Genomic DNA, 26,222 nt, shown 5'->3' on the forward strand with positions numbered 1-26,222 from the left:
GCATGAGCGACCGCCCCACACTCGACGAGGTGGCCGCCCGCGCCGGTGTAGGCCGCGGCACCGTGTCGCGCGTGATCAACGGATCGACACAGGTCAGCGACCAAGCTCGGCAGGCTGTGGAGCAAGCCGTCGCCGAACTCGGATACGTCCCCAACCTCGCCGCGCGGTCACTGGTCACCCAGCGCACCGAAGCCGTCGCCCTCGTCGTCTCCGAGTCCGAGGAACGTGTGTTCGGCGAGCCGTTCTTCGCCGGCATCGTCCGCGGCATCAGCTCAGCGCTCGTCGACACCGGCCTGCAACTGTGGCTGGCCATGGCGCAAACCCCCGCCGAGCGGACCCGCGTGGAGCACCACCTGACCGCGCAACACGTCGACGGCGTCATGCTCCTGTCTCTGCACGACGCCGACCCACTCCCCCTGCTCGTGGAGCAGCGCGGCCTTCCCCTCGTGCTCGGTGGCCGCCCCGCCCGCCTCACCCGGCCGGGTGCCGCAGCAGGATGGTTCGTCGACGCCGACAACGAAGGTGGTGCGCGGCAAGCGGTGGACCACCTGTACGCCACCGGGCGACGGCGCATCGCCACGATCGCGGGCCCACAGGACATGGGTGCCGGCTCAGCGCGCCTCGTCGGCTACCGCGACGCGTGCCAAGCTCATGGGCTACCACCGGAAGCCAGCCTCGTCGCGTACGGCGACTTCAGCTTCGACGCCGGTGTGGCCGGGATGCGTGAGCTGCTACAGCGGCATCCGGATATCGACGGCGTGTTCGCGGCCGCGGACCTGATGGCCGCGGGCGCCCTACGCACACTGCGGGAGGCCGGGCGACGGGTCCCCGACGACGTTGCCGTCGTGGGGTTCGACGACTCCGGTGTAGCCCGCCAAACCGACCCCACCTTAACCACCGTGCGCCAGCCCACCGAGGAGATGGGCCGCGAGATGGCACGGCTACTGATCTCGCGGATCGCCGGCGCCGACCCCGAACAGTCCTTCGCCGTCTTGGACACCACCCTCGTTGTCCGCGAATCGGCCTAGCCGGTTCGGTCGCGGAGTCTCACCCGTCCGGGTGCGGGTGGGGGGGTGTGAGGTGTAGCGGTGTCCGGTGGGTGTGGTGGTTTCGACGATGTGCCGGTACGGGTCGACGAGGCGGATGGTCCAGCCCGGCATCTGTTTGACGTAATTGCCGCGGGCGCAGGTTCCGCGCCCGTTGGCCGGGGTGGTGGGCCCGCCGTGGGTGTAGGGATGGATGTGATCGAAGTGCCGGATCGGTGCGTCGCAGTAGGGGTCGCGGCAGGTGCCGCCGTCGCGGTAGGTCAACAACCGGGCCAGGGTGCCGTCGAAGCGGCGGCGCCGGGGGTCGCAGTCGACCACGACCCCGGTGACCGGGTCGGTGAACAACCGCCGCAGGAACACCCGGGCTTGGTGCTCGTCACCGCCTTGGCTGTCACCGCGGTGGTTGTCTCCGCGGTGGTTGTCTGCGCCGCGGCGGGTGATGTCGCGGGCGGTCTCGGCGGGGATGGGTCCGTACCCGAGTAGCTCCGCCGCCTCGGTGTTGTCTCCGCCGAGCAGCGCGCTGTCGGTCATCACCAGCCCGATCTCAGCGGACACCGCGTCAGCGCTGGCTTGTCCGGTGAGCCGCTCCACGAGGGTGTCGGCCATGATCTGATCCCGGGAGCGCCCATCACCACCGGCAGCGACGACCGCGTCGGCGTGGCGGCGCAGCGCAGCATAGGCCGCGACGCCTTGTTCACAGGGCAGCAGCGCGGAGAGCACGGTCATGGTGTCCGGTGCGGGGCGGATGCCGACCCGGCGGTCTTTGCGGGCTCGGGCGGCCCGGGCGACGGCGGCGGCGGGGTCGGCTTCGATGGCGTAACGCCGGGCCAGGCCTTGAACCCGCCGCGGCCCCACCCCGACCACCTCGCCGGCGAGGCGGGCGTCGACCTGGCGGCGCTGCTCGGGGTCGAGGTGGGAGGTTTCGTTCACGATCACCGTGGCAGCGAACTCGGAGATTTCACCCTTGCGGAGCAGGTCGAAGGTGGCCGGGAGGTGGCAGGTCAACGCCTGGGCCCGGCTGAGTTGGCGGGCCGCGGCCGAGGGTGAGGTTTTCGTGGCCAGCCCGATCTGTTCGGGCACCCCACGGGTGGCGTGGCGCTCAGCGAATCCCATCCCGCGGCGGGCTGCGCGTTGGGAGGTGGCGAACTGGACCATCACCTCGTACTGGGTCGCCGCGGCGGCGGCTTTGAGCCGTTCCAGCCCGGTGAGCAGGTCGATGCGGGCCGCGTCATCAACGACGGTGGTGGGTAGTTCGGCCAGCCGGGACAGCATCGAGGCCAGCTCACCCACCACCGCCGGCTGACCGGCGACCGCATCTTCGTTCATGTGTTCGATTCTACCGCTCTAACAGGCTCCAACACAACCAGTCACACCAACCAGCCAGCCACCCCACCCACCACACCAACCCCGGTGATCGAAAACGCGATCCAGTCGCTATAGCGACACAAAACCGGCAACGATCACCGGGCTAGGTGGCAGCGGCCCCATGCCCCGGGACCCACACAAACCCGACCAGCCAACCCAACTCACCCCGAGCAACCCCAACTCACCCCGAGCAACCCCAACTCACCCCGAGCAACCCCAACTCACCCCGAAGCCACACCAGCCAACCACCCCAACCCACCACCCCAACCCACCACCCCAACCCACCACCCCAACCCACCACCCCAACCCCGGTGATCGAAAACATGATCCGGTCGCTATAGCGACACAAAACCGGCAACGATCACCGGGGTAGGTGGCAGCGGCGGGTCGTTGCGCTCGGGGATCGACGTGCTCAGGGATCGACGTGCTCAGGGATCGACGTGCTACACGCCCAGGATCGGACGGAGGAAGCTGCCGGTGTGGGACGCCGCGACCTGTGCCACCTGCTCTGGTGTTCCGGTGGCCACGACCTTTCCACCACCGGTGCCACCTTCTGGTCCCATGTCGATGATCCAGTCCGCGGTTTTGATGACGTCAAGGTTGTGTTCGATGACGACGATGGTGTTGCCCTTCTCGACGAGTCCCTGCAATACGCCGATCAACTTGCGGATGTCCTCGAAGTGCAGGCCGGTGGTGGGCTCGTCGAGCACGTAGATGGTGCGTCCGGTGGATCGCTTCTGTAGCTCCGCGGAGAGCTTGACCCGTTGCGCCTCGCCGCCCGACAGCGTCGGGGCCGGCTGCCCCAACCGGACATAACCCAGCCCGACATCGACGAGTGTGCGCAGGTGCCGGGAGATCCGCTGCACCGGCTCGAAAAACTCGACCGCTTCTTCGATGGGCATCTCGAGGACCTCGGAGATGGTCTTGCCCTTGTAATGGACCTCGAGGGTCTCGCGGTTGTATCGAGCACCGTGGCAGACCTCACATGGGACGTAAACGTCCGGCAGGAAGTTCATCTCGATCTTGAGGGTGCCGTCGCCGCTGCACGCCTCACAACGCCCACCTTTGACGTTGAACGAGAACCGGCCCGGTTGATAGCCCCGGATCTTGGCTTCTTGGGTCTCCGCGAACAACTTACGGATGTGATCGAACACTCCGGTGTAGGTGGCTGGATTGCTCCGCGGTGTGCGGCCGATAGGTGACTGGTCTACGTGGACCACCTTGTCCACGAGGCCCATGCCGTCAATGCGCCGGTGCCTGCCGGGCACGGTCTTGGCTCCATACAGCTCTTTGGCCAGTGACGTGTACAGGATGTCGTTGACCAGCGTTGACTTGCCCGAGCCGCTCACACCAGTAACGGCCACGAACAGGCCCAGCGGGAACGCGACGTCGACTCCACGCAAGTTGTGCTCTCGGGCACCCACCACCGTCAGGGCGCGGCTGTCGGTAGGTGGCCGGCGGACGGCCGGCACGGGGATCTCTCGCCGGCCGGACAGATACTCGCCAGTGATGGAGCTTGGACTGGACAGCAGTTCTTCAACCGGTCCGCTGACAACGACCTGGCCGCCGTGCTCACCGGCCCCGGGGCCGATGTCGACCACCCAGTCGGCGGTGCGGATGGTGTCTTCGTCATGTTCGACGACGATGAGAGTGTTGCCCAAGTCACGGAGCCGGACCAGGGTCTCGATCAACCGGTGGTTGTCTCGTTGATGCAGGCCGATCGATGGCTCGTCCAACACGTACAACACACCAACCAGCCCAGAGCCGATCTGCGTGGCCAGCCGGATCCGCTGCGCCTCCCCACCGGCCAGGGTGGCCGCTGGGCGGTCGAGGCTGAGGTAGTGCAACCCGACGTCGACGAGGAACTGCAGACGCTCGTTCACCTCTTTGAGCACTCGCGCCGCGATCTGCTGCTCACGCTCGGAGAGCTCAAGCTCGCGCAGGAACCTGGCGCACTCACCGATCGGCATAGCCGCGACCTCGGCGATGCTGCGGCCACTCAGCGTCACCGCCAGCACCACCGGCTTCAGCCGGGTCCCCTTGCAGGCAGCGCACGGGATCTCCCGCATGAAACCCTCGAACCGCTCGCGGCTGGCGTCGGACTCAGCCTCGGAGTATCGGCGCCGAACCCACGGAATAACCCCCTCGTACGACGTGTAGTACGACCGCTCTCGCCCATACCGGTTGCGATAGCGGACATGCACCTGTTGGTCGAACCCGTGGAGTACCGCGTCGCGCGCCTTCTTCGGCAACTTCTCGAATGGCACGTCGGTTCGGAATCCGAGTGTTTCCGACAGTGCCGTGACCAGCCGACCGAAATACTCGGATGTCTGTGCCGGAGCCCACGGTGCCAGCGCGCCATCGTCGAGGCTGCGCTCCGGATCGGGAACGACGAGTTCTTCGTCGACCTCCATCCGGGTGCCGAGCCCGGCACACTCCGGGCAGGCTCCGAACGGTGAGTTGAAGGAGAACGACCGAGGTTCTAGCTCCTCGAACGACAGCTCGTCATAAGGGCAATACAGATGCTCGGAGAACGTCCGCTCACGGTTTTCGTCATCCTCCGGCAGGTCGACGAAGTCAAGGGTGATGAGCCCACCGGCCAGCCGCAGTGCGGTCTCGACCGAGTCAGTCAGCCGACGCACCGCCGACGACTTGACCGTGAGGCGGTCCACCACCACCTCGATGGTGTGTTTTTCCTGCTTCTTCAGCTTGGGTGCGTCGGCGAGTTGGTGGACGACGCCGTCGATGCGAGCCCGCGAGTATCCCTGCGACTGCAAGGTGCGGAACAGCTCGACATACTCACCCTTACGTTCGCGCACCACGGGCGCCAACACCTGAAAGCGGGTGCCTTCGTCGAGCTCAGAGACCCGATCCACGATGGACTGCGGGGTCTGCCGCCCGATCGGGCGGCCACATTCGGGACAGTGCGGGCGGCCGGCACGGGCGTATAACAACCGCAGGTAGTCATACACCTCGGTGATGGTTCCGACCGTTGACCGCGGGTTGCGCGACGTGGACTTCTGGTCAATGGACACCGCGGGCGAGAGACCCTCGATGAAGTCGACGTCGGGTTTGTCCATCTGCCCGAGGAACTGCCGGGCGTACGCGGACAACGACTCGACGTAGCGGCGCTGCCCCTCGGCAAAGATGGTGTCGAACGCAAGGCTGGACTTACCCGAACCGGACAGGCCGGTGAAAACGATCAGTGCATCTCGAGGCAGGTCAAGCGAAACATCCTTGAGGTTGTGCTCCCGAGCACCCCGAACCACCAGGCGGTCGGCGGCATAACGTGTGGTCTTGTCGGTCATCTGCGGCCCGGCTCTCCGATCCAGCACAGTGGTTTAGGCATTCGGTTCGCATGGTAAAGGTCGGCACTGACAAGGTTGGCTTCCACAGCGCCTCCCCCAGTAGATTCGGACCCGTGCCTTCCATGTCTTCCAAGAACGCCGACAACGACGCCGTGGAATCCGCTGGCCCGGTCAGTGCCGCCACCGAACGACTGGTGACGACGGCCAGCGCGTTCGACGCCGAAGCACTGGCCGCACCCAGCTTATGCGCGGGCTGGACCCGTGGCCACGTGCTGGCCCACCTAGCGCGCAACGCCGACGCCTTGACCAACCTCCTCACCTGGGCCCGAACAGGTGTGCGAACCCCGATGTACCCGAGTCGCGAGGAACGCGAGGCCGACATCAACACCGGAGCCGCCGCGTCGCCCGAGGCGCTCCTGACCGATCTTCAGGAGGCATCGGCCCGGTTCACGGCGGCCGTCACCGACCTGCCCGCCGATCGCTGGCAGCGTGAGGTCGTCACCGGTCCTGCCGCGTCGGGCCGGACCATCCCGGTACGCCGGACCTTGTGGATGCGGCTGCAGGAGCTCGAAGTGCATCACGTCGACCTCGACGCCGGCTACACCGTCGAACACTGGCCCGACATGTTCGTCGGGCGTGCGCTCACCGAGACCGTACGTAGCTTCAGCCAACGTGATGACACCCCCGCCTTCGTACTCGTCACGAACGGTTTCACCACCCGCATCGGCACCGGTGGTCAGGTCACTGTGAGCGGGGATTCCCGATCGGTCCTCGCCTGGCTCATGGGCCGGTCCCCCGGCACCGGACTGAGCACCGAGCCGAACCGCCCGCTGCCGGAACTCCCGGCGTGGTTGTGATGAGCTACCACGGCCACGTCGTCCCGGGCGGTCCACCGGCCGTCCGCGAACTGGCACATGTCATCGTCAACAAAGTGTCCGTCGGCGGTAGCTGGGACAACAACGCCTACGTGTTGCGTTGCCGTGACACCGGCGAGGAACTACTCATCGACGCCGCCGACGAGGCCGACAGAATCCTCACCACGTGTGGCGACGGGCCCCTCATCCGCATCGTGACCACCCACCGGCACCGCGACCATTGGCGAGCGCTCGCCGACGTTACCCGCCATACCGGTGCTATCACCATGGCTCACCCGGACGACGCCCCGGCCATCTCCGTACCCACAGCGGAGCTGGTGAACGACGGCGACCGGATCCGATTCGGCCACTGTGAACTCGGCGTCATCCATCTGGTCGGTCACACCCCGGGTAGCATCGCGTTGCTCTACGACCCCGCCGGTCAGCCCCACCTGTGGACAGGAGACTCGCTGTTCCCGGGTGGCGTCGGCAAGACCACCTCTCCCGAAGACTTCGCCTCACTCATCGACGACGTCGAGCACAAACTCTTCAACCGGCTCCCGGACGAGACCTGGGTGTACCCCGGCCACGGTGACGACACCACCCTTGGGCGAGAGCGCCCGCACCTGTCCGAATGGCGCAGCCGCGGCTGGTAGTTAACGCAGGCGGACCTTGTCGCGGCGGGTCTTGAGCAGGCTGGCCACCGTCGTGACGGCTAACGTCGCACCGATGAATCCCAGTGAAACCAGGATCGAGATCTGGGGAACGTGGATCGGCTCTCCCCCATTCACGAATGGCAGATTGTTCTCGTGAAGTGCGTGCAACACCAGTTTCACGCCGATGAACGCCAGAATGACGGCGAGCCCAGCCGAGAGATATACCAGCCGCTCCAGCAGCCCGCCCAGGAGGAAATACAGCTGCCGCAACCCCATCAACGCGAACACATTCGCCGTGAAGACGAGGAACATCTCCTGGGTGATACCAAAGATGGCTGGAATCGAGTCAACCGCGAAGAGTAGGTCGGCCGAGCCGATAGCAACAAAGACGATCAGCATCGGGGTGAGCATCTTGCGGCCGTCGACCACGGTGCGGAACTTGATGCCGTCATAGTCCGCACTCACCGGGAACCGTCGCCCGATCCGCTGTAGTAGCGGGCTGTCGAACTTCTCGTCCACGTGAGGGCCGCTGGCTTGCTGTTGGGCCAGCTTCGCCGCCGTGTAGATCAAGAAGACCCCGAAGAGGTAGAACACCCAGGCGAACTGGTTGATGGCCAGGGCCCCGAGGACGATGAACACACCTCGCATGACGATGGCTAGCAAGATCCCGAACATCAGTACCGACTGCTGGTACCGCCGTGGCACCCGGAACTGGTTCATGATGATGACGAAGACGAAGAGGTTGTCGACGCTGAGACTCTTCTCCGTCACCCACCCGGCGAAGAACTCCCCTGACGCCTGGCCACCGCTGATGATGAGCAGGAGGATGCCGAACACGATCGGCAACGCGATATAGAACGACACCCATGCCGTGGACTCCCGCATCGACGGCTCATGTGGCCGCCTGGTGACAATCAGGAGATCGACGATGAGCAGGAGAGTCAGCGTAACGAGGGTGACAACCTCGAACCACACAGGCAGATCCAGCAACGGGCAGGCTCCCTCTCCGGTCGCTTCGACACACAACGGTTGTTGCGTGCGACCGGAGGTCTCTTCCGCCCTGAACTAGCTGGGGCCGACGGGGCCGGGGTCCGTTGCCAGATCCGAGATGACGACACCGCCGCGAAGGAATACTCCCCTCCACTACGCCCACTATCTCACACCCGGATGACCAGGAGGTCAGCCGACGCCGGCCTCGTGCATGCCGCGTAGCTCCTTCTTCAGCTCCGCGATCTCGTCCCGCAGCCGGGCGGCCAGCTCGAACTGCAACTCAGCCGCGGCGTTGTGCATCTGGTCGGAGAGCTGCTGGATCAGCCCGGCGAGGTCCGCGGCCGGCATTCCGGCCAGGTCAGCCGCGTGTCGGCCGACATCGGACGTGCTCTGCATACCCGGTACCGGTGCCTTACCCCGGCTGGCGGTCCGGCCCGAGCCACCAACGAGCTCCTCGGTGTCGGCGTCTTCCCGGGCCAACATCTCGGTGATATCGCCGATCCGTTTACGCAGCGGCGTGGGATCGATGCCGTGTTCGGCGTTATACGCCACCTGCTTCTCGCGCCGCCGATTGGTCTCGTCGATCGCGTTCCGCATCGACGGAGTGATGGTGTCGGCATACATGTGGACCTGGCCGGAGACGTTCCGGGCGGCCCGGCCGATGGTCTGGATCAGCGACGTGCCGGACCGGAGGAAACCCTCTTTGTCCGCGTCGAGAATGCTCACGAGTGACACCTCGGGAAGGTCGAGCCCCTCGCGTAGTAGGTTGATGCCGACCAGCACGTCGAACTCGCCGAGCCGCAACTCGCGCAGTAGCTCTACCCGGCGCAGGGTGTCGACCTCACTATGCAGGTAACGGACCCGGACCCCGTTCTCCAGCAAGTAGTCGGTGAGATCCTCGGCCATCTTCTTGGTCAATGTGGTGACGAGGACGCGTTCGTTCCGCTCCGCCCGGCTGTTGATCTCGTGCATGAGGTCGTCGATCTGCCCCTTGGTGGCTTTGACGACCACCTCCGGGTCTACCAAGCCGGTGGGCCGGATGATCTGCTCGACGACGCCGCGGGCCCGCCCGAGTTCGTATGGACCGGGAGTAGCCGACAGATAGACCTTCTGTCCCACCCGCTCGAGAAACTCCTCCCAGCGCAGTGGTCGGTTGTCCATAGCGCTGGGCAGCCGGAACCCGTGCTCGACCAGAGTGCGTTTACGGCTCATGTCGCCCTCGTACATGCCGCCGATCTGCGGCACCGTCACGTGCGACTCATCGATGACCAGAAGAAAGTCCTCCGGGAAATAGTCGAGCAGGCAGTGCGGCGGCGATCCGGGACCGCGCCCGTCGAAGTGGCGCGAGTAGTTCTCGATGCCGGAGGTGAACCCGACCTCACGGATCATCTCCAGGTCATACGTGGTCCGCATCCGCAATCGCTGGGCCTCCAGCAGCTTGTTCTGCCGCTCCAGCTCGGCGAGCCGCTCCTCAAGCTCGGCCTCGATCGCATGTAGTGCCCGCTCCTGTGTCTCCGGCGCGGCGACATAGTGCGACGCCGGGAAGACGTACATGAGGTCTTCCTCGCTGATGACCTCACCCGTGAGGGGATGGAGAGTGGTGATCCGCTCGATTTCGTCGCCGAAGAACTCGACCCGCACGGCCATCTCGCCGTACTGCGGGATGATCTCCAGTGTGTCGCCACGCACCCGGAAGGTGCCCCGGGTGAAGTTCTGATCATTGCGGGCGTACTGGATCTCCACCAACCGGCGTAGCAGCGCCTCGCGGTCTCGCACCTCACCAACCCGGAGCCACACCATGCGGTCGGAGTACTCCTGCGGGTTCCCCAGGCCGTAGATACACGAGACGGTCGCCACGACCACGACGTCTCGACGTGTCATCAGCGACCCCGTAGTGGAATGGCGCAACCGCTCCACTTCGTCGTTGATGGACGAATCTTTCTCGATATAGGTGTCCGTCTGCGGGACGTACGCCTCGGGCTGGTAGTAGTCGTAATACGACACGAAGTACTCAACCGCGTTGTGCGGCAACAGGTGGCGGAACTCGTTGGCCAGCTGCGCCGCGAGTGTCTTGTTGGGTGCCATTACCAGGGTGGGCCGCTGTAGTCGTTCGATCAACCACGCGGTGGTCGCGCTCTTGCCGGTACCCGTAGCACCAAGCAGGACGACGTCGTCCTCTCCCGCGCGCACGCGGCGCTCCAGCGCGTCGATAGCGTCCGGCTGATCACCGGACGGGTCCCAGTCGCTGACGACCTGGAACGGTGCGTCGCGTCGGGTGAAATCGATAGTCGGGCGCATAGAGACCACGGTATGTCCTGACACCGACAACGTCATGCGTGACTGTCGGAGCCGTGTTCCGGACGCCGGGGACGACGGGGTGCAATCGAACACTGCGGGAACAGGCGACGCCGGGTGGAGAGGCTGGTTTGCGCTTGGAATCGCGGCGTCAGCGAGGCTGACACGCCCGCCGGCCAGCCGGACGACCCGCTCATCGAGGCGTCAGCGGCGCCGAGGAGACGACCTCGAACACCACTCACTGACGAGGAAGTGGATGCTATGCGAACGTGACGAGAAATCGGCGCCAGGAGTGTCATCCGCGGGGTGAAGAAGCGGGCCGGGGTCGGCCTTTAAACTGAGCCGATGAGGAAGTGGGTAGTCCTGGCCTCAGCGGCGTTGGGACTTGCCGGACTCGCGGCGCTTCTGGCGTGGCGAGGGCCTCGTCTGCCGCCCGGCACCGATAGCACGATTGCCCGCGTCCGCGCCGGCCCCGTGACCGGAGTCGTCAGCGGCGAATCGGGGTACGCCCAGTCCGGCGGGGTCCGGATCTGGTACGAGTCCATCCCTCCGGTCGGTGCGGAGAAGGGTGTCGTATTGCTCAACTCCTCACTCGGTGTGGGCTCGTTGTTCTGGCCGCCCGCGTTCCTGCGCGCCCTGGCGGCGGCGGGATACCGCGTGGTCAGGTACGACCAGCGGGGTACCGGCGCGTCGAGTTGGATGACGGGCTGGAGCCGAAAGCAACCGTACTCGCTGATCGACATGGCGAACGATGCGATCGCCGTTCTCGACGAGCTTCGCATCGACCGCGCTCACCTGCTCGGGCTCTCCCTCGGAGGGTTCGTCGCCCAAGAGGTCGCGGTCGAATACCCCGAGCGTGTCCACTCGCTCACCCTCATGTCGACATCGGCGGACCCGACCGACGCCGCTATGCCCGGACCACAGACCTGGCCGCTGATCCAGTCCGCGATAGCGGGCTTTCCACTGCTGCGTTATCGCTTGCTCGGCGGCGAAACAAACCTCGTGAAGGAGTTCCTCGCGGGGCTGATCGCGCACGGCGGAGATGAACCTGTCGACGTGGAAGAGTGGACCAGGATCGTTCTTTACGACCTGCGCGAACGAAACGGACTCAACCTCCGTGCACTGGTGCAGCACCAGGCTGCTGTGGCCGTGACCCGCTCCCGATACCCGCTTCTAGGCACCATCACGGCACCCACTCTCGTGATACACGGGACCGCCGACGTGCTCTTGCCGATCGAGCACGGCCACCGACTCGCCGCAGCCATCCCTTCCGCCCGCGGCCTCTGGCTGGAAGGCGCTGGTCACCCGTTCCCATACCCTGACATGCCCAAGGTGACGGCGGCCATCACGAGCCACCTCGACGCTACCGATCCCTACGTCTCCGGACCGGCGGGGCGGTCGGGCTAGGCCTCGGGTTCGCGCCCGTCTGAATGCGCGTAACCCAGGTGGCCGTAGAGCCATGTTTCCTGGACCGAAGACGAGCAGCCGTGCCCGCCCTTGGCCTAGCCCTTCGCCACCATCGTGACCGCAACCGGGCGGAGGAGACGACGGCACATACGGAAACTCGTGCATCGGGGACACCGGGTTCGGTTCGCCTGCCGGGTGCCGTCCTGGTCGATGAATGCATACGCAAGAGCGATGAGGCGACCGCAACCGTGGTCACGAACACTGACGTAGCCTCGGCGCGGCCACCATGATCCAGGCGTCCCGCTCCATCTCGATGCACCGCTCCTCTACGCCGAGACCGCGCAGCCGGTCAGGTCGTCCACGACGCTCCGCGGGAGCGCCAGGTGCTCTCCGGCGGCACGGCACTCGAACTTCCCGTTTTCCCAGCGGTACCCCGAGCAGCTGAGATACGTTGACCGAGGCTCGGCCGGTAGCCGAGTCACCAAGCCGATAAACGCACACCACCACGGGGACTGACATGGGCACCACTCAACACCGCTCCGCGCCTACGCGCCGGAGCCGCTTGACCGGCATCTTCGCTTTCGCCGCCACAGCCGGACTCGTGACGGCTACTGGCGTGGCGTTCGCACTCAGTACCACCGCCGACGACGACGTTCCAAGTGGATGTATCGGCGATGAGTGCCCGGAGGAGTGGCTCCCACCGCACAACGGCGACTTCTCCGGCACCGACGCCGCCGTTAACGTCTTCGCCGGCGGCGACTTCACCGTAGAGAACGCCGCAGCCGAGTCTGAGGGTCTCCTCGTCGTGCTCGGTGATGCTCATATCGACCTGGTCAATCGCGTATACAACATCGGTGTAGTGGGCGTGGGCTCGAGGGTTCCGCCGCCGGACGGCACCGATCACTTCATCGTCGGCGGCGATCTAGCCATCAATCCAGGTTCCCGGATAATTCTGGGTGGCATCGACACATCCGGCCGATTCATCAGCGGTAACGTCGCGTACGGCGGAGCCAAGAACTTCACCGACGATCAGGTCGACGTCGCTCCCGGCACAGTGCGCCAGGATCCCGAGGCCGTCGAGCCGTACCTGGACCTGCCCGCCTTGGTAACGGAGCGCTCGCAGTGTGTCGCCGAATCCGAGGCTACTGGCCAGGTGGTCGAGGAGTTCGGTACGGCCCAGTTCATCGGTGACGGCGAGAGCAACCCACAGGTCTTCGAGATAGACGAGCGGCTACCGTCGGTCGGCACGCAGAACATGATGATCGAGTTCGTCGATGTACCAGCAGGCGCCACCATCATCGTCAACGTGTTGGGCACCGACGTCGACCTCGCGCTCGACTCCCCCGCCCTTGACCCCGAGTTGGCTCAACGGGTGCTCTGGAACATTCCCGCCGCCAGCGACGTGAACATTCACGGCTTCGCCCAACTTCCAGGATCGATTCTGGTCGCCCGGTCCGACAGCAGCACCCGCATCGACCTACCGGGCACCAACGGCCGGGTTCTTGTCGCCGGCGATCTGATCCACGGCGGTCGGAGCTTCGGCAGCGAAATGCATAGCTACCCGTTCACCGGTCAGCTGCCTGATTGCGACGAGAACGGCGACGAGAACGGCGACGAGAACGGCGACGTCAACGGCGACGTCAACGGCGACGTCAACGGCGACGAGAACGGCGACGAGAACGGCGACGAGAACGGCGACGTCAACGGCGACGTCAACGGCGACGTCAACGGCGACGTCAACGGCGACGAGAACGGCGACGTCAACGGCGACGTCAACGGCGACGAGAACGGCGACGTCAACGGCGACGTCAACGGCGACGAGAACGGCGACGTCAACGGCGACGAGAACGGCGATTCACTGCCGGACACTGGTGGCAGCCTCGCGGTCCTGGCGGCTGTCGGGTTGATGGCCCTGGGAGCTGGCGCTGTGGCGCTTCTGTCCGGTCGCCGTCGCCACGCGCTGCACAGCTGAGCATGCCGAAAAGTGACGGGTGCCCTCGGCCAGCCGCCGAGGGCGCCCGTCAACGTCCGATCTATCCGAGCAACGAGATCCGCACCGCGTCGGCGATCACATAACCCGAACCCGACGTCCATCGGCTCACGCCGACGACCTGGCGGCGCCCGCTGCCCATCTGGAAGTTTCCGATGGAGCGCCACTGCCCGCCCCCGGTGCGCTGGTTGACGCGGACCGACTGATTGCCGCCGGTAGCTGCGACCACGTATGGAGTGCTGTCGTTGTAACCCGAATCAGCTGGGTGCCAGACCTCGATCCGGTAGGTGCCAGATTCGGGCAAGGTGGCGTAGTACCAAACCGGATCGGAGATCGGCTCCGGGGTGTTGAACAGGTAGTAGTCGCCGTACTTCTGCGACGACCACGAAGACTGCTGCCAACTCGAACCCGCGGTGACATCACTCGAGGTGGCATCCACCACAGCCGTCCAGATCGGGTCGCCGCCATTGTCCTCGGTGACGTAGCTCATGTACCGGCCCCAGTCCCAGATCTGACCTGGACACGGCGTCGCGTTGACTTCTCCGTGGCCGACGATGCGAGAGCGGGTCTTCGGGATGTTGTGCATGTCGCAGATGTGCCGGGTCAGGGCCGCCGACGAGCGGTACATGGCTTCGGTGTACCACTGCGCCTGGTCGAACCAGCCTTCGTGTTCGATCCCGACGCTGCGCGAGTTGTAGTCCCGCGCGTGCCAGCCGATGTCCTTGTGCCGGACCATCTGGGTGACTTGTCCGTCGGAGGATCGGACGCAGTAGTGCGCGGACACGTTCGCCGACGGGTTCTGGAACCACGAGATGCTGCCCGCGTAGGTGCCCTGCATGACGTGGATGACGACATGGGTAATCGCATGGCTGCTTGGGCGGTTGGCCACCGTGAAGTTGCTGGAGTGGGCCGCTACCCACAGGGCCGGCGGGTAGTCGACGTGGTTCGACAAGGTGCCGAACTCGGTGTCGACGGCGTCGCGGTCCGGATCGACTGGATCGGCCTCCAGCCGGACGCCGGCGGCGTCGGCACCGGTCCAGAAGACGTCGTAGACGCCGTCGGCGTAGAGCCGCGCCACGTACGGGTCTTTCGCACCCGAGTAGCGGGCGACGACGGGGTACCAAGCACCAAGGTCGCGCCGGGTGCCAGCCGAGAACCGTGCGTCGTCGGCGTAGGCCCGCAACACGGCAGCAGCACCTTCGATGTTCGCTGTGGTGTCGACGCGTAGGGCTCGCTTCGAGTGGTCGGTCAGGCGAGCGGCCTCCGCCAGGGTCTGGTGCCGTGGGTTGTCGACGAGGTGCATGAGGCCGAATCCGCGGGCCTGGCTTGGTCCGTCGTGCCGGGTCAGGCGGGTTTCAGCGTAGCCGATGGCGACCAGTAGGTCGCGTGGTACACCATAGGCGGCTGCCGTGGCCTCGAACACGTCGGCGAGCGTGCTGGTGGTTCGCGCCTGGGCCGGCAGGGTCAGGGCGGTCCCGCTTGCGGCGACGCCAAGGAGCGCACCTCCTCCGAGGGCCAGGGCGCGGCGACGGGTGACGATGGGGGAATTGGGCGAGGGGCCGGGCGACATGTCACTCCTCCTGTCGCGGAGTTTCTCCGGGTCGCCTGGAATATATTCGCGATTTCACGCGTCGTCGACCCCTTTAGAAAAAATTCTTTCCGACCTTCGGGTGAGGACGAGAGGAAAAACCGCAACCGGATCTGACCGATGGTCATGCCCAGGTGTGTCGCTGAGCGAGCACGTTGACAAGTACCCGCAACCCTTCCTCAAGCTCCGCACGATGCTCCGGAGCCGCGTATCCGAGAGCCGCTCCGAACATCCACGGCGACCCCGTGAAACAACGCCGCAGCCCATCGATCCGGACACCGGCATGTGCCGCCTCCCCCACCAGGCGTTCCTCGTCGACGAGGCGATCCAGCAACACCGCCACATGACTCCCGGCGCGGTCGCCGGTCACCGGGACACCCGCCTCAGCCAAGGTCTGAGCCACCAGGTCACGTCTGGCGGACAGCTCACGCCGGATCCGTCGCAGATGCCGGGGAAGATCCCCAGCTTCAGCCATCGCCGCCAACACTCGCTGCCCCGCCAGGCCAGGAGAAGCACTGCTGATGTCCCGATACGCCAGCACTGCCGAGCGCACCGCCCGCGGCGCCACCATCCATCCCACACTCAGCGTCGGCGACAACAGCTTGCTGGCCGTTCCCAGATGGATGACGACGTCCGGTCCGATCGATGCCAACAGGGGAAGCGGGGCGACGTCGTAACGCAGCTCGCCATCGTAGTCATCCTCGACGATCAATGCGCCGGCCTGCCTCGCCCAGGCCACCAATTGTGCGCGGCGTGCCGCGGGCAGCCGGCCACCCAGCGGGAACTGATGCGCCGGGGTGCAATACACCACCCGCGTCGACGTAGGGATCGCATCGACGAGCAAGCCGTTCGTGTCCACCGGCACGGCCACTACCCGCATACCAGCGGCCTGAAAAGCCGCAACAGCCCGCGGATACCCGGGTTCTTCCACCGCGACAGTGGTGCCACGCTCGAAGGCTGCCATGGCCAGTTCCAGAATGGCCGCCGTGGTCCCGGCGGTGGCCAGCACGGAACTGCCGGGCATGGCCAGGCCTCGGTGTCGTAGCAGGTGTTCTACCACCGTGGTCCGGAACTCCGGCAGCCCAGCGCGGAGATGCCTGGCGTCCGGTGGGGTATCCCCCGCCCGACGCCAGGCGCGGCGCCAGATCTCCGGCGGGACACCCGCGGCCCATGCTGCTCCGGGACGCAGATCGGGTCCCTCACCATCCGCCTCCGGCGGGTTCTCCGCGAGCTGGCGAACCCGGGACCGGAAGACAACACCTTCGGCCGCCACCGGCCGGATCGAAGGCACCGTCGTCGTCGGTGGCACAGGGGTGGACGCCACCACCAGCTCAGGGTCGATGGCGGAGGGCACCGCCGCGACGAACGTTCCCGAGCCGCGCCGAGAGATGATCCACCCCTCGGCATGTAGCTGGTCATAAGCCGCCTCGGTGACGGTCCTGCTGACCTGCAAACTCTTAGCCAAGGCTCGGGTGGACGGGAGCCGGTCCCCTACCCGGATGAGGCCTTGGGCGCAGACCTCGCGGATGCCATCGGCAACCTGGCGGGCCAGCGGTCGTCTCGACGTGCGGTCGATGGCGAACGGCAAGTCACTCATGGTCCGAAGTGGCTCTCTAGGATCGATGGGAATTGGCCATTCAAGGCTGCCACATGGTGGGCCATGATGACAGGCATGGCTAGCAGTACACCGCTCTCCCCTACTCCACGAAGCACCGTGAAGCGCGGCCGCCAACGTGCGCAGACCGACCGGGCCACACTGCACGGAATACTGGACTCGTGCCTCATCTGCCACCTGGCCACAGTGCGCGACGGTGTTCCCATCGCCTTGCCCACCGGGTACGGGCGAGACGGAGACACGCTTTATCTCCACGGCTCCACCGGGGCGGCCAGCCTCCGCGACGCCACCGGTGACATCCCGATCAGTGTGACGGTCACCAGGGTCGACGGCATCGTGTATGCCCGCTCGAGCTTCCACCACTCGATGAACTACGCCAGTGCGGTGATCATCGGCGCGGCCACACCGGTGACCGACCCCGACACCAAGCTGCGTGCCCTACAGGTACTCACCGAACACCTGGCTCCAGGATCGTGGGCGGCCACCCGCCCTCCGACCCGCAAGGAACTTGCCCAGACCGCGGTACTCGCGCTGTCCTTAGACGAGGCATCGGTGAAACTGCGATCGGGACCGCCCGGCGACGACGATGACGACATCGGTGTACACGGCGACTGGGCCGGCGTGCTGCCGTTGCGCCAGGTGTGGGGAACACCGGAGCCGTGCCCGCTGCTACCCACCGACGTGCCGGTGCCCGACCGGGTCGCCCACCGTTCGCCACTTGTCCCACGGTCACGTCCAGTAGCCCACCTGTATTAGCTGGGCTCCAACCGCCAGCCGGTGTCCCGCGCCCACTCGTCGGCTCGACTCAACGCGGCGTTGATCCACGGCGTCTTCCGAACCGCGTAGTCGTCCATCGTCTCGTACGTGTCACCGGCCAGCTTCCGCTTCAGGGCGGCGTACTCAGCCACAGCGCGCGGCTGAGCCCGCAACCAGTCACGGAACATCACGGCGTGGCGCCACGTCGGCGAGTCGGCGTGACGAATGTGGACGTTGACCGCCCGGTCCGGATCGGCGTTGCCCGCCATCACCTTGTCGACCTCGGCTCCGTCGCGGGCGGTGTCGAACCACCGGCCAGGCAGCCGGGCGAACCCGACGTCGATCAGCCGGTCCGCCACGGACGCGGCCTGCTCGAGGTCGTCTACCACCACCTGGACGTCGATGACATCCTTGGCGGCCAAGCCGGGCACCGACGTCGACCCAATGTGATCGATCCGCTGGGCATCGTCACCGGCGACGTTCCGGATCCGGGCAGTGATGCGGGCCGCATCGGACGTCCATGCGGGGTCGGCGTCGACAATGACCGGCTGGCCCGAACGCTCCGCCGCCCGGCGAGCCCGTACGTTGCCCTCGAACGGCACCAGCCGTTGCGCCCAGAGTGCGGCCACCTGTGTCGACAACACGTCAACGGAGCCAGTGTTGTCCAGCCACACATCGGCCGCGGCGCGCCGGGCATCGTCACTGGCCTGAGCGTCGATCCGGGTTTGTGCATCGGCCGCCGACAGTCCGCGCGCGACGAGGCGTTCGATGCGCGTGTCGACTGGTGCGTGGACGACGATGACCGCTGGGTAAGCCGCCACCAGGCCGTTCTCGACCAGCAGGGGGATGTCTTCGACGACGATCGCATCCGAAGGTGCGGCCGCGACCAACTCAGTGCGGCGCTCATGGACCCGGGGGTGGACGATCGCGTTCAACGCGGCCCGGCGCTCGTCGTCGGCGAAGATGATCCGGGCCAACTCGGCCCGGTCCAGCGAGCCGTCGTCAGCCAGTACCTCTCGGCCGAACTCCCCGACGACCTCATCGAGGCCCGGCGTCCCCGGCGCCACCACCTCGCGAGCCAACCGATCCGCGTCAATCAGCACGGCGCCCAGCTCGACGAGCTTCGTCGCCACGGTGGACTTGCCCGATCCGATCCCGCCCGTCAATCCGACACGCAACACACCTCAGACTCTAATGCCTGAGCCCTCGGGGGCTGGGAGGGCATTAGTTGGAGGGAGTCGGCTCCGCGATACCCAGCAGCTCGGCCGCAAGCTCCAAGATAACCACCACCTCAGCTGCCTCCGGCACCACACCACGGCGCAGGGTAATGACGTAGGTACGCACACCCTCGGCCACGATGTACGACACGTCGTCATCACCGGTGAGCAGGTACCCCTCCTCGCCGCCGATGGTCTGCGGGTCGATATCACGCGAGGTCGCGCCGACCGTCGACTCGATCCGGCCGCTCGCCGTTTCCGCGTCGACGTAAGAACTCACCGCGATCTCCACTGCCGGTGCCAGCTCATCCGCCTCCGCGTCCGGAGTAGGCGACGCCGTCGGGTCACTGGTGGGCACACCATAACGACAGGTCAATCTGCCGGTTCGACCGGAACTCTCCAGAAACTCGTCGTTGTAGATCCGCTGGGTCTCGCCGTCCAGCGATGTCTGCACGATCTGCACTACTCGGCCCGCGGTCAGCATGTCACCACACTCGAACGGGACATCCAGGGCCTCGGTCGGGTCGGCCGTCGGATCGACCACGGACGTCGGCTCCGCGCCGTCGGTGGGCTGCTCTGTACCGCCCGGCACCTCGGGGACCTCCGGCTCGTCCTGATCAGTGCAACCACTGACCGCGACGAGCAACGGCAGCACACCACCCAAGGCGCACCAACGCATAATCCGCTTCACGGCGACAACCGTACCCGGTGCTGACCACCAGGTTTCATGATCACATGTCACGATTACTCTACGGTGCGCGACGCTAGGGTGTTCTCGCCAGGTCATGGTGCGGTAAGCACAAACAGCGGTGGCGCCGAATGGGTAACCCATCCGGCGCCACCGCCGTTGCCGTCACAAGTTACGACCCAGCGCAGAAACCGGCCGGTGCCGGTCAGCCTCTCCCCCCCCGCCTGCAGCGCCTCGTCCGACGCCAGCGTGCCGCCTTCATCAGGCTTGGGGTCCTCACCGCGCGAGGTGTACTCGGACGGCGCGGCCTCACCCTTGGCGTCCGCATCCGCGACCTGAGCGGTCTGGATCTGCGTCTTGTGCGCCTCCCAGCGGGCGTGCGCCTCCGCGTACTGACGCTCCCACTCCGCACGCTGCTCGTCGAACCCAGGCAGCCAATCGTTGGTTTCGGGGTCGAAACCTTCGGGGTACTTGTAGTTGCCTTGGTCGTCGTAGTCGGCCGCCATGCCGTACAGCGTGGGGTCGAAGTGCTCGGCGACGTGCTCGGCCGTCTCGCCCTCGTTCGCCTGCTTCAGCGACAGGGAGATACGGCGACGCTCGAGGTCGATGTCGATGACCTTGACCATGCAGTCCGAACCAACCTCGACAACCTGCTCGGGCACCTCGACGTGGCGCTCGGCCAGCTCAGAGATGTGAACCAGGCCCTCGATGCCATCGTCGACCCGGACGAACGCACCGAACGGAACCAGCTTGGTGACCTTGCCCGGCACGATCTGGCCGATCTGGTGGGTCCGCGCGAACTGCTGCCACGGGTCTTCGAGGGTGGCCTTGAGCGACAACGACACCCGCTCGCGGTCCATGTCGACGTCCAACACCTCGACGGTGACTTCCTGGCCGACCTCAACCACCTCGGACGGGTGATCGATGTGCTTCCACGACAGCTCCGACACGTGCACCAGGCCATCAACACCGCCAAGGTCGACGAAAGCGCCGAAGTTGACGATGGACGACACCACACCGGACCGGATCTGGCCCTTCTGCAGGGTTTGGAGGAAGGTGGAGCGGACCTCGGACTGCGTCTGCTCCAGCCAGGCACGCCGGGACAGGACCACGTTGTTGCGGTTCTTGTCCAGCTCGATGATCTTGGCCTCGATCTCCTTGCCGACATACGGCTGAAGATCCCGGACCCGGCGCATCTCGACCAGCGACGCGGGAAGGAACCCACGCAGCCCGATGTCGAGGATGAGCCCGCCCTTGACGACCTCGATGACGGAACCGGACACAACGCCGTCCGCTTCCTTGATGGCCTCGATCTTGCCCCAAGCGCGCTCGTACTGAGCCCGCTTCTTGGACAGGATCAGCCGACCCTCTTTGTCCTCTTTCTGAAGGACTAGGGCCTCGACCTCGTCACCAACAGCAACAACCTCATGAGGATCGACGTCGTGCTTGATGGAGAGCTCACGCGAGGGAATAACACCCTCGGTTTTGTAGCCGATGTCGAGCAGGACCTCGTCCCGGTCGACCTTAACGACGGTACCGGCAACGATATCGCCGTCATTGAAGTACTTGATGGTCTCGTCGATCGCGGCGAGGAAGGCCTCCGCGGACCCGATGTCGTTCACTGCGACCTGCGGGGATGCAGGCGTGTTCACGGTGGGTGTTTCAGCCTCGATGCTGCTCGTCATGTGGAAGCGGGCTCCGGACAGGTGTGTTTGCGCTACGTAACGCCACGGGCCCTTTGGATCGCCGTGCCGAGGGACGGAAAACCTTGGAGAGCACCGGCCGAACGACATGAACGAGCGCGAGCCTGCTCGGTCCGAGGTCGCGCAGGCCCACAGCGCACAGGCAAGGTTACCTGGCCACCACATTGATGGTCAATCGTGTGCGCGTATGTTACGTCTTCTTAGTCAACGACTCGGCGCCGGGAGGGGTTCCACACCGCACCCCGCCACCCGGGCCGCCGTTGTCCCCGCCCTACCTCAGCAGGCCTTTTAGTCGCGCCGGTTCGGCGCCGGGGTGTCACCCGGGGAGATCGACTCCGGGTGTTCGTCCTCATCCTCGTGACCGTCATCGGAGGAGCGCGCAGACGTCGACTCGGGGTTGTCCTCGCCTAGACACTCCGCGGGCTCGGACGGCTCCGACGACTCCGGTGATGTGGTAGGCCCGGTTGGCGCCGGCGACTCGGTGTCCGCGGCGTCGTCAGGATCGGCTTCGGCACCCTTGAGCTCCGGACACTGCTCGTCGGGCCCATCGGTGGGTTCCGGCGGCTCGGGTGTCTCGGTCGGTTCGGGCGTCTTCGTCGGTTCCGGTGTCTCGGTCGGTTCCGGTGTCTCGGTCGGCTCGGGCGTCTTCGTCGGTTCCGGTGTCTTCGTCGGCTCGGGCGTCTTCGTCGGCTCCGGCGTCTTCGTCGGCTCCGGCGTCTTCGTCGGCTCCGGCGTCTTCGTCGGCTCGGCAGTCCTCGTAGGCTCCGGCGTCTTCGTCGGCTCCGGCGTCTTCGTCGGCTCGGCAGTCTTCGTGGGTTCCGGCGTCTTCGTCGGCTTCGGAGAGGTGGTTGGCTCCGGAGACGGCGCCGGGTTCGTGGTCGAGTCGGTGGCGTCGGTCGAGCTGTCTGAACTGCCACGGCTCTCCGGTGGGGCCGCAACAATCAACTCGCCGGGACGATGACTACCCGGCCCGGCCTCGGCCACCGGAGCGATGTTTCCGCTGTCATAAGCGGCGATCCAGGCACGAACTTTGAGGACGTATGCCCCCGAATTGTTGTACCGCCGGAGGGCGGCGTTCAGTCCGCTGTCAGTCGACAGATCCGAACCTCCGAAGCACAGGTAACGTGCCGCCGAGACGGTGGCATCGAACAGGTTGTGTGGATCGGCCTCACCACTGCCAGTGGCGTCGACGCCGAAAACCCGCCATGTGGTGGGGATGAACTGCATCGGCCCAACCGCACGATCCCAGACCGTGTCGCCGTCCCAACGGCCGTTGTCGGTATCGGCGATCGCCCGGATCCCCGGCCCACCATTCAGTGGCGGCCCGTAGATCCGTGGCTGACTGTCGCCCTGCGCGGTAACTTGACCACCCCGGGCGTGGCTCGATTCGACCTTCCCTACGCCCGCCAAGATCTGCCAGCGGATGTTGCAGCTGGGCTGCCGTTCCTGCCAGGTGTCGGCTGCCCGCCGGTAGGCTTCGAGGACGATCGCGGGAATGCCGATGGCACCGCCCCTCGCTGCCGCCGGACCGGCAGCGACCGGCTCGAATCCACGAGGTGTCTCGACCTCAGCATCAGGGGGATCGTCACCCTGATCGACCGACACCATGCCGGATCCGGGCTCAGCGCCCGGCTTGGTGCCGAGTTCAGCCGTCACCGGGGGCAAAGATGAGCCGGCGGGCATAGTGTGCTCAGCAGACGTCACCAACGGCTGCTCGACGACCAGCTCAGGGCTGGTCAGTGCCGCCGCTCCCCCCAAGCAGAACACGCTGGTGACCGTGGCCACCCCTACCGCCGCTCGAACAACTCGCTGCACGCAAGAACCTCCGCTCGCAACGCGACCGACGCCCCCTGTGAGTTGAGCTTGTCACGAACCCATAAAGTTCGCTACCCCCTGCGCCGAAGAGGTGTGGATTCTCAGTGCGCGGCGTCCTGCCACGTCGCGCCGGCGCCGACCGATACCTCCAGCGGCACCCGCAGTCCGTGGGCGGCGCCCATCTCCCGCCGAACCAGTGCTTCGACTGTGTCGCGCTCACCGGGCGCCACCTCGAGGACCAGCTCGTCATGCACCTGGAGCAGCATCCGGGACGCCAACCCCTCGGACGCCAGCGCCCGCTCGACGCCGAGCATCGCCACCTTGATGATGTCGGCCGCCGACCCTTGGATCGGAGCGTTGAGCGCCATCCGCTCGGCCATCTCTCGACGCTGGCGGTTGTCGCTGGTGAGATCCGGGAGGTACCGGCGGCGCCCCAGGATGGTTTGGGTCCACCCCTCGGCGGCAGCGCGTTTGACGACCTCGCGCAGGTAGTCACGGACCCCGCCGAAGCGCTCGAAGTACTCGTCCATCAACCTCTGCGCCTCGGCGACGTCAATGGTTAACTGCTTGGAGAGGCCGTACGCCGACAGCCCGTAGGCGAGTCCGTAGTTCATCGCCTTGATCTTGGCCCGCATCTCGCCGGTGACCTCGGCCGCGGCGACGCCGAACACCCTTGACGCGGTGGCGGAGTGGAAGTCCATGCCGGACTCGAACGCCTCGATCAGGCCTTCGTCGTCCGACAGGTGCGCCATGATGCGCATCTCGATCTGGCTGTAGTCCGCGGTCAGCAGACTCTCGTATCCGTCGCCGACGACGAACGCCTGCCGGATGCGCCGTCCCTCCGCCGTGCGGATCGGGATGTTCTGCAGGTTGGGATCGGTGGACGACAACCGTCCGGTGGCGGCGATGGTCTGATGGAATGTTGTATGGATGCGGCCGTCCGGTGCCACCGACTTCAGGAGGCCCTCGACGGTGACCCGTAGCTTCGACGCGTCGCGATGCCGGAGCAAAGCCTCCAGGAACGGATGCTCGGTCTTGGCGTACAGCTCAGCCAACGCCTCGGCGTCGGTGGTGTAACCCGTCTTGGTGCGCTTCGTCTTCGGCATGTTGAGCTCTTCGAACAACACCACCTGCAGTTGTTTCGGCGAGCCGAGATTGACCTCGTGACCGATAGCGTCATAAGCGTCCGCGGCCGCTTGGGCCACGGCCGCCGCGAACGACGACTCCAGCCCTTCGAGGTAATCCACGTCGATCCCGATGCCCCGTCGTTCCATGCTGGCGAGCACACCAACGAGAGGAAGCTCGACGTCGTCGAGAAGTTGACGTCCGCCGCGTTTACCGAGCTCATCGTCGAGCGCCGCACTCAACTCCAGGACCGCCCGCGCCCGCACCGCCTCGTCGTGCCCCAGCTGATCCTCGTCACCACCATCGAGAGACAACTGGACGTCCGCCGGAGCACTCTCGCTACGCAGCTCCTGCCCAACGAACCGGAGCACCAGATCGGCGAGATCGTACGAGCGCTGCCCGGGCAGCGCGATGAACGCCGACAGCGCGGTGTCGGCAGCCAGCCCGGCTACCGGCCAGCCCCGCGCACTCAGTGCATGTAATGGCCCCTTGGCATCATGCATGACCTTGAGCTGCTCCGGATCGGCAAGCCAGGCCGCCAGCGCGGTGTCGTCCTCCGGCGTGAGCTTCGCCGTCTCGAACCACGCAGCGGCCCCATCGGTACTGGCCAGTGCCAGCTCGGTGGCGTCGCCAGTGGCCCGGGCCCAAGTGCCGCGCACCGAGACACCCGTCGGGCCGTCGGCGGTGTGCTCGGCCAGCCACCCCGCCAACGTGCCGGGCTCGAGCCGGCTGGCCTCGACCTCCAGCACCCCGGCCGCCTCGGGCTCGGCCGCCTCCAACGTCTGGTAGAGGCGGTCGCGGAGTACCCGGAACTGCAATGTGTCGAAGACACGATGGACGTCCTCGCGGTCCCACGACTGACGGACCAGCTGGTCGGTGTGCAGCCCGAGCTCCATATCCCGGACCAGCTCGGTCACCTGCCGGTTGGTCATCACCTGGCCGAGGTGTGCCCGCAACGCATCGCCCGCCTTGCCTTTGACCTCGTCAGCACGTTCGACGAGCTGCTCCAGCGAGCCGAACTGCACCACCCACTTCGCGGCGGTCTTCTCGCCGACACCGGGGATGTTCGGAAGGTTGTCGGAAGGGTCTCCGCGCAACGCCGCGAAGTCTGGGTATTGGGTCGGGCTGAGCCCATAACGTTCCTGAACCGCATCCGGCGTCATCCGGCTCAGGTCGGAGACACCACGCTTCGGATACAACACCGTGACGCGCTCGTTGACGAGCTGGAAGGTATCGCGGTCGCCGGTGCAGATGAGCACGTCCACCCCATCGGCCTGGGCACGTTCGGCGAGCGTGGCGATGATGTCGTCGGCCTCGTACCCCTCCTGCTCCACCGCCGGAATCCGCAGCGCCGCCAGGACCTCCTTGATGAGAGCGACCTGGCCTTTGAACTCGTCCGGTGAGCTACTGCGGTTGGCCTTGTACTCCGGGTACATCTCATTGCGGAAGGTCTTCCTGGACACGTCGAACGCGACGGCGACGTGGGTGGGTTGCTCGTCCCGCAACACGTTGATCAGCATCGACGTGAACCCGTACACGGCATTGGTGGGCTGGCCCGTCGTGGTGGAGAAGTTCTCCACCGGCAGAGCGAAGAACGCCCGGTAGGCCAGCGAGTGACCATCGAGCAACAACAAGCGGGGACTCTCAGCAACATCGACCACGGCGCCACCCTAGTCCCCAGCGGCGACAATGTCCGCCACGCTCCCCGGTTCGGCTGGGCCGTGAGCCGCGGCACACCAGCGATACGGCAGGATCAGGTCATGAGCCAGGTCGAATCCAACGAGCGTGACGCCACCCCATCGTC

General features: G+C 66.1%; 17 protein-coding genes and 1 pseudogene. 6 read left to right on the top strand and 12 right to left on the bottom strand.

What is annotated here, in order from left to right; translation table 11 throughout:
- The first annotated feature begins 2 nt into the window (after positions 1–2).
- The gene (locus G8760_RS11795) at positions 3–1,028 is read left to right on the top strand and encodes a substrate-binding domain-containing protein (RefSeq protein WP_166352013.1); all 1,026 of its coding nucleotides are present in this window, start codon (positions 3–5) and stop codon (positions 1,026–1,028) included.
- On the opposite strand, the gene G8760_RS11800 is transcribed toward G8760_RS11795, so the two are convergent.
- Together G8760_RS11800 and uvrA are read right to left on the bottom strand one after the other, a co-directional pair.
- Positions 942–2,372 (bottom strand): HNH endonuclease, encoded by a 1,431-nt coding sequence (locus G8760_RS11800; protein WP_166351217.1) that lies wholly within the window; start codon positions 2,370–2,372, stop codon positions 942–944. The genes G8760_RS11795 and G8760_RS11800 overlap by 87 nt on opposite strands.
- Positions 2,373–2,854: 482 nt before the next feature.
- Positions 2,855–5,719: an excinuclease ABC subunit UvrA gene (uvrA, locus tag G8760_RS11805; protein ID WP_166351219.1), complete on the bottom strand. Its 2,865-nt coding sequence runs from the start codon at positions 5,717–5,719 to the stop codon at positions 2,855–2,857.
- 122 nt (positions 5,720–5,841) lie between these two features.
- Here uvrA and G8760_RS11810 point away from each other — a divergent pair, with 122 nt between their 5' ends.
- Both G8760_RS11810 and G8760_RS11815 read left to right on the top strand, forming a co-directional pair.
- Positions 5,842–6,576, top strand: a complete 735-nt coding sequence (locus tag G8760_RS11810) for a maleylpyruvate isomerase family mycothiol-dependent enzyme (RefSeq protein ID WP_246222544.1) — start codon at positions 5,842–5,844, stop codon at positions 6,574–6,576.
- A complete protein-coding gene (locus tag G8760_RS11815; RefSeq protein ID WP_166351223.1) occupies positions 6,576–7,229 on the top strand; it encodes an MBL fold metallo-hydrolase in 654 nt (217 codons plus the stop codon). Before G8760_RS11810 ends, G8760_RS11815 begins: the two co-directional genes overlap by 1 nt.
- Here the strand turns inward: G8760_RS11815 and G8760_RS11820 are convergent, their stop codons facing one another.
- Both G8760_RS11820 and uvrB read right to left on the bottom strand, forming a co-directional pair.
- The gene (locus G8760_RS11820) at positions 7,230–8,216 is read right to left on the bottom strand and encodes a TerC/Alx family metal homeostasis membrane protein (protein WP_166352015.1); all 987 of its coding nucleotides are present in this window, start codon (positions 8,214–8,216) and stop codon (positions 7,230–7,232) included.
- 192 nt (positions 8,217–8,408) lie between these two features.
- The gene (uvrB, locus tag G8760_RS11825; RefSeq protein ID WP_166351225.1) at positions 8,409–10,517 is read right to left on the bottom strand and encodes an excinuclease ABC subunit UvrB; all 2,109 of its coding nucleotides are present in this window, start codon (positions 10,515–10,517) and stop codon (positions 8,409–8,411) included.
- 342 nt (positions 10,518–10,859) lie between these two features.
- On the opposite strand from uvrB, the gene G8760_RS11830 reads away from it, so the two are divergent.
- A complete protein-coding gene (locus tag G8760_RS11830; protein ID WP_166351227.1) occupies positions 10,860–11,921 on the top strand; it encodes an alpha/beta fold hydrolase in 1,062 nt (353 codons plus the stop codon).
- A 276-nt stretch (positions 11,922–12,197) separates the two neighbouring features.
- Here G8760_RS11830 and G8760_RS30815 read toward each other — a convergent pair.
- Positions 12,198–12,319: pseudogene (locus tag G8760_RS30815) on the bottom strand (MerR family transcriptional regulator); the annotation flags it as partial.
- Between the two features lie 119 nt (positions 12,320–12,438).
- On the opposite strand from G8760_RS30815, the gene G8760_RS11840 reads away from it, so the two are divergent.
- Positions 12,439–13,893 (top strand): choice-of-anchor A family protein, encoded by a 1,455-nt coding sequence (locus G8760_RS11840; RefSeq protein ID WP_166351229.1) that lies wholly within the window; start codon positions 12,439–12,441, stop codon positions 13,891–13,893.
- A gap of 61 nt (positions 13,894–13,954) precedes the next feature.
- Here the strand turns inward: G8760_RS11840 and G8760_RS11845 are convergent, their stop codons facing one another.
- Positions 13,955–15,481 carry a golvesin C-terminal-like domain-containing protein gene (locus G8760_RS11845; RefSeq protein WP_166351231.1) on the bottom strand — a complete coding sequence of 509 codons (1,527 nt, stop codon included), beginning with the start codon at positions 15,479–15,481 and terminating at the stop codon, positions 13,955–13,957.
- Positions 15,482–15,623: 142 nt separating this feature from the next.
- A complete protein-coding gene (gene pdxR, locus G8760_RS11850; protein WP_166351233.1) occupies positions 15,624–17,096 on the bottom strand; it encodes a MocR-like pyridoxine biosynthesis transcription factor PdxR in 1,473 nt (490 codons plus the stop codon).
- A 75-nt stretch (positions 17,097–17,171) separates the two neighbouring features.
- On the opposite strand from pdxR, the gene G8760_RS11855 reads away from it, so the two are divergent.
- On the top strand, positions 17,172–17,870 hold the full coding sequence (locus tag G8760_RS11855; RefSeq protein WP_166351235.1) for a pyridoxamine 5'-phosphate oxidase family protein: 699 nt from the start codon (positions 17,172–17,174) through the stop codon (positions 17,868–17,870).
- On the opposite strand, the gene coaE is transcribed toward G8760_RS11855, so the two are convergent.
- The 5 genes from coaE to polA form a co-directional block, all read right to left on the bottom strand.
- Positions 17,867–19,051 (bottom strand): dephospho-CoA kinase, encoded by a 1,185-nt coding sequence (coaE, locus tag G8760_RS11860; RefSeq protein ID WP_166351237.1) that lies wholly within the window; start codon positions 19,049–19,051, stop codon positions 17,867–17,869. The two genes, G8760_RS11855 and coaE, sit on opposite strands and share 4 nt — an antisense overlap.
- A gap of 43 nt (positions 19,052–19,094) precedes the next feature.
- A complete protein-coding gene (locus G8760_RS11865) occupies positions 19,095–19,778 on the bottom strand; it encodes a hypothetical protein (protein ID WP_166351239.1) in 684 nt (227 codons plus the stop codon).
- Between the two features lie 92 nt (positions 19,779–19,870).
- Entirely contained in the window at positions 19,871–21,460 is a 1,590-nt protein-coding gene (gene rpsA / locus G8760_RS11870) for a 30S ribosomal protein S1 (RefSeq protein WP_166351241.1), read from the bottom strand.
- 306 nt (positions 21,461–21,766) lie between these two features.
- Positions 21,767–23,293 (bottom strand): lytic murein transglycosylase, encoded by a 1,527-nt coding sequence (locus G8760_RS30260; RefSeq protein ID WP_246222517.1) that lies wholly within the window; start codon positions 23,291–23,293, stop codon positions 21,767–21,769.
- Positions 23,294–23,394: 101 nt separating this feature from the next.
- Entirely contained in the window at positions 23,395–26,079 is a 2,685-nt protein-coding gene (gene polA / locus G8760_RS11880; protein ID WP_207782271.1) for a DNA polymerase I, read from the bottom strand.
- Positions 26,080–26,222: the final 143 nt, after the last annotated feature.

The sequence above is a fragment of the Phytoactinopolyspora limicola genome (genome assembly GCF_011320225.1).
In the GTDB taxonomy this organism is placed as follows: domain Bacteria; phylum Actinomycetota; class Actinomycetes; order Jiangellales; family Jiangellaceae; genus Phytoactinopolyspora; species Phytoactinopolyspora limicola.

Bases quoted from the DNA above. Each gene is read 5' to 3' on its own strand.
- G8760_RS11795 (WP_166352013.1), top strand. From the start codon at position 3: ATGAGCGACCGCCCCACACTCGACGAGGTGGCCGCCCGCGCCGGTGTA.
- G8760_RS11815 (WP_166351223.1), top strand. From the start codon at position 6,576: ATGAGCTACCACGGCCACGTCGTCCCGGGCGGTCCACCGGCCGTCCGC.
- G8760_RS11845 (WP_166351231.1), bottom strand. From the start codon at position 15,481: ATGTCGCCCGGCCCCTCGCCCAATTCCCCCATCGTCACCCGTCGCCGC.
- G8760_RS11830 (WP_166351227.1), top strand. From the start codon at position 10,860: ATGAGGAAGTGGGTAGTCCTGGCCTCAGCGGCGTTGGGACTTGCCGGA.
- rpsA (WP_166351241.1), bottom strand. From the start codon at position 21,460: ATGACGAGCAGCATCGAGGCTGAAACACCCACCGTGAACACGCCTGCA.
- pdxR (WP_166351233.1), bottom strand. From the start codon at position 17,096: ATGAGTGACTTGCCGTTCGCCATCGACCGCACGTCGAGACGACCGCTG.
- G8760_RS11840 (WP_166351229.1), top strand. From the start codon at position 12,439: ATGGGCACCACTCAACACCGCTCCGCGCCTACGCGCCGGAGCCGCTTG.
- G8760_RS11855 (WP_166351235.1), top strand. From the start codon at position 17,172: ATGGCTAGCAGTACACCGCTCTCCCCTACTCCACGAAGCACCGTGAAG.
- uvrA (WP_166351219.1), bottom strand. From the start codon at position 5,719: ATGACCGACAAGACCACACGTTATGCCGCCGACCGCCTGGTGGTTCGG.
- G8760_RS11810 (WP_246222544.1), top strand. From the start codon at position 5,842: ATGTCTTCCAAGAACGCCGACAACGACGCCGTGGAATCCGCTGGCCCG.
- uvrB (WP_166351225.1), bottom strand. From the start codon at position 10,517: ATGCGCCCGACTATCGATTTCACCCGACGCGACGCACCGTTCCAGGTC.
- G8760_RS11800 (WP_166351217.1), bottom strand. From the start codon at position 2,372: ATGAACGAAGATGCGGTCGCCGGTCAGCCGGCGGTGGTGGGTGAGCTG.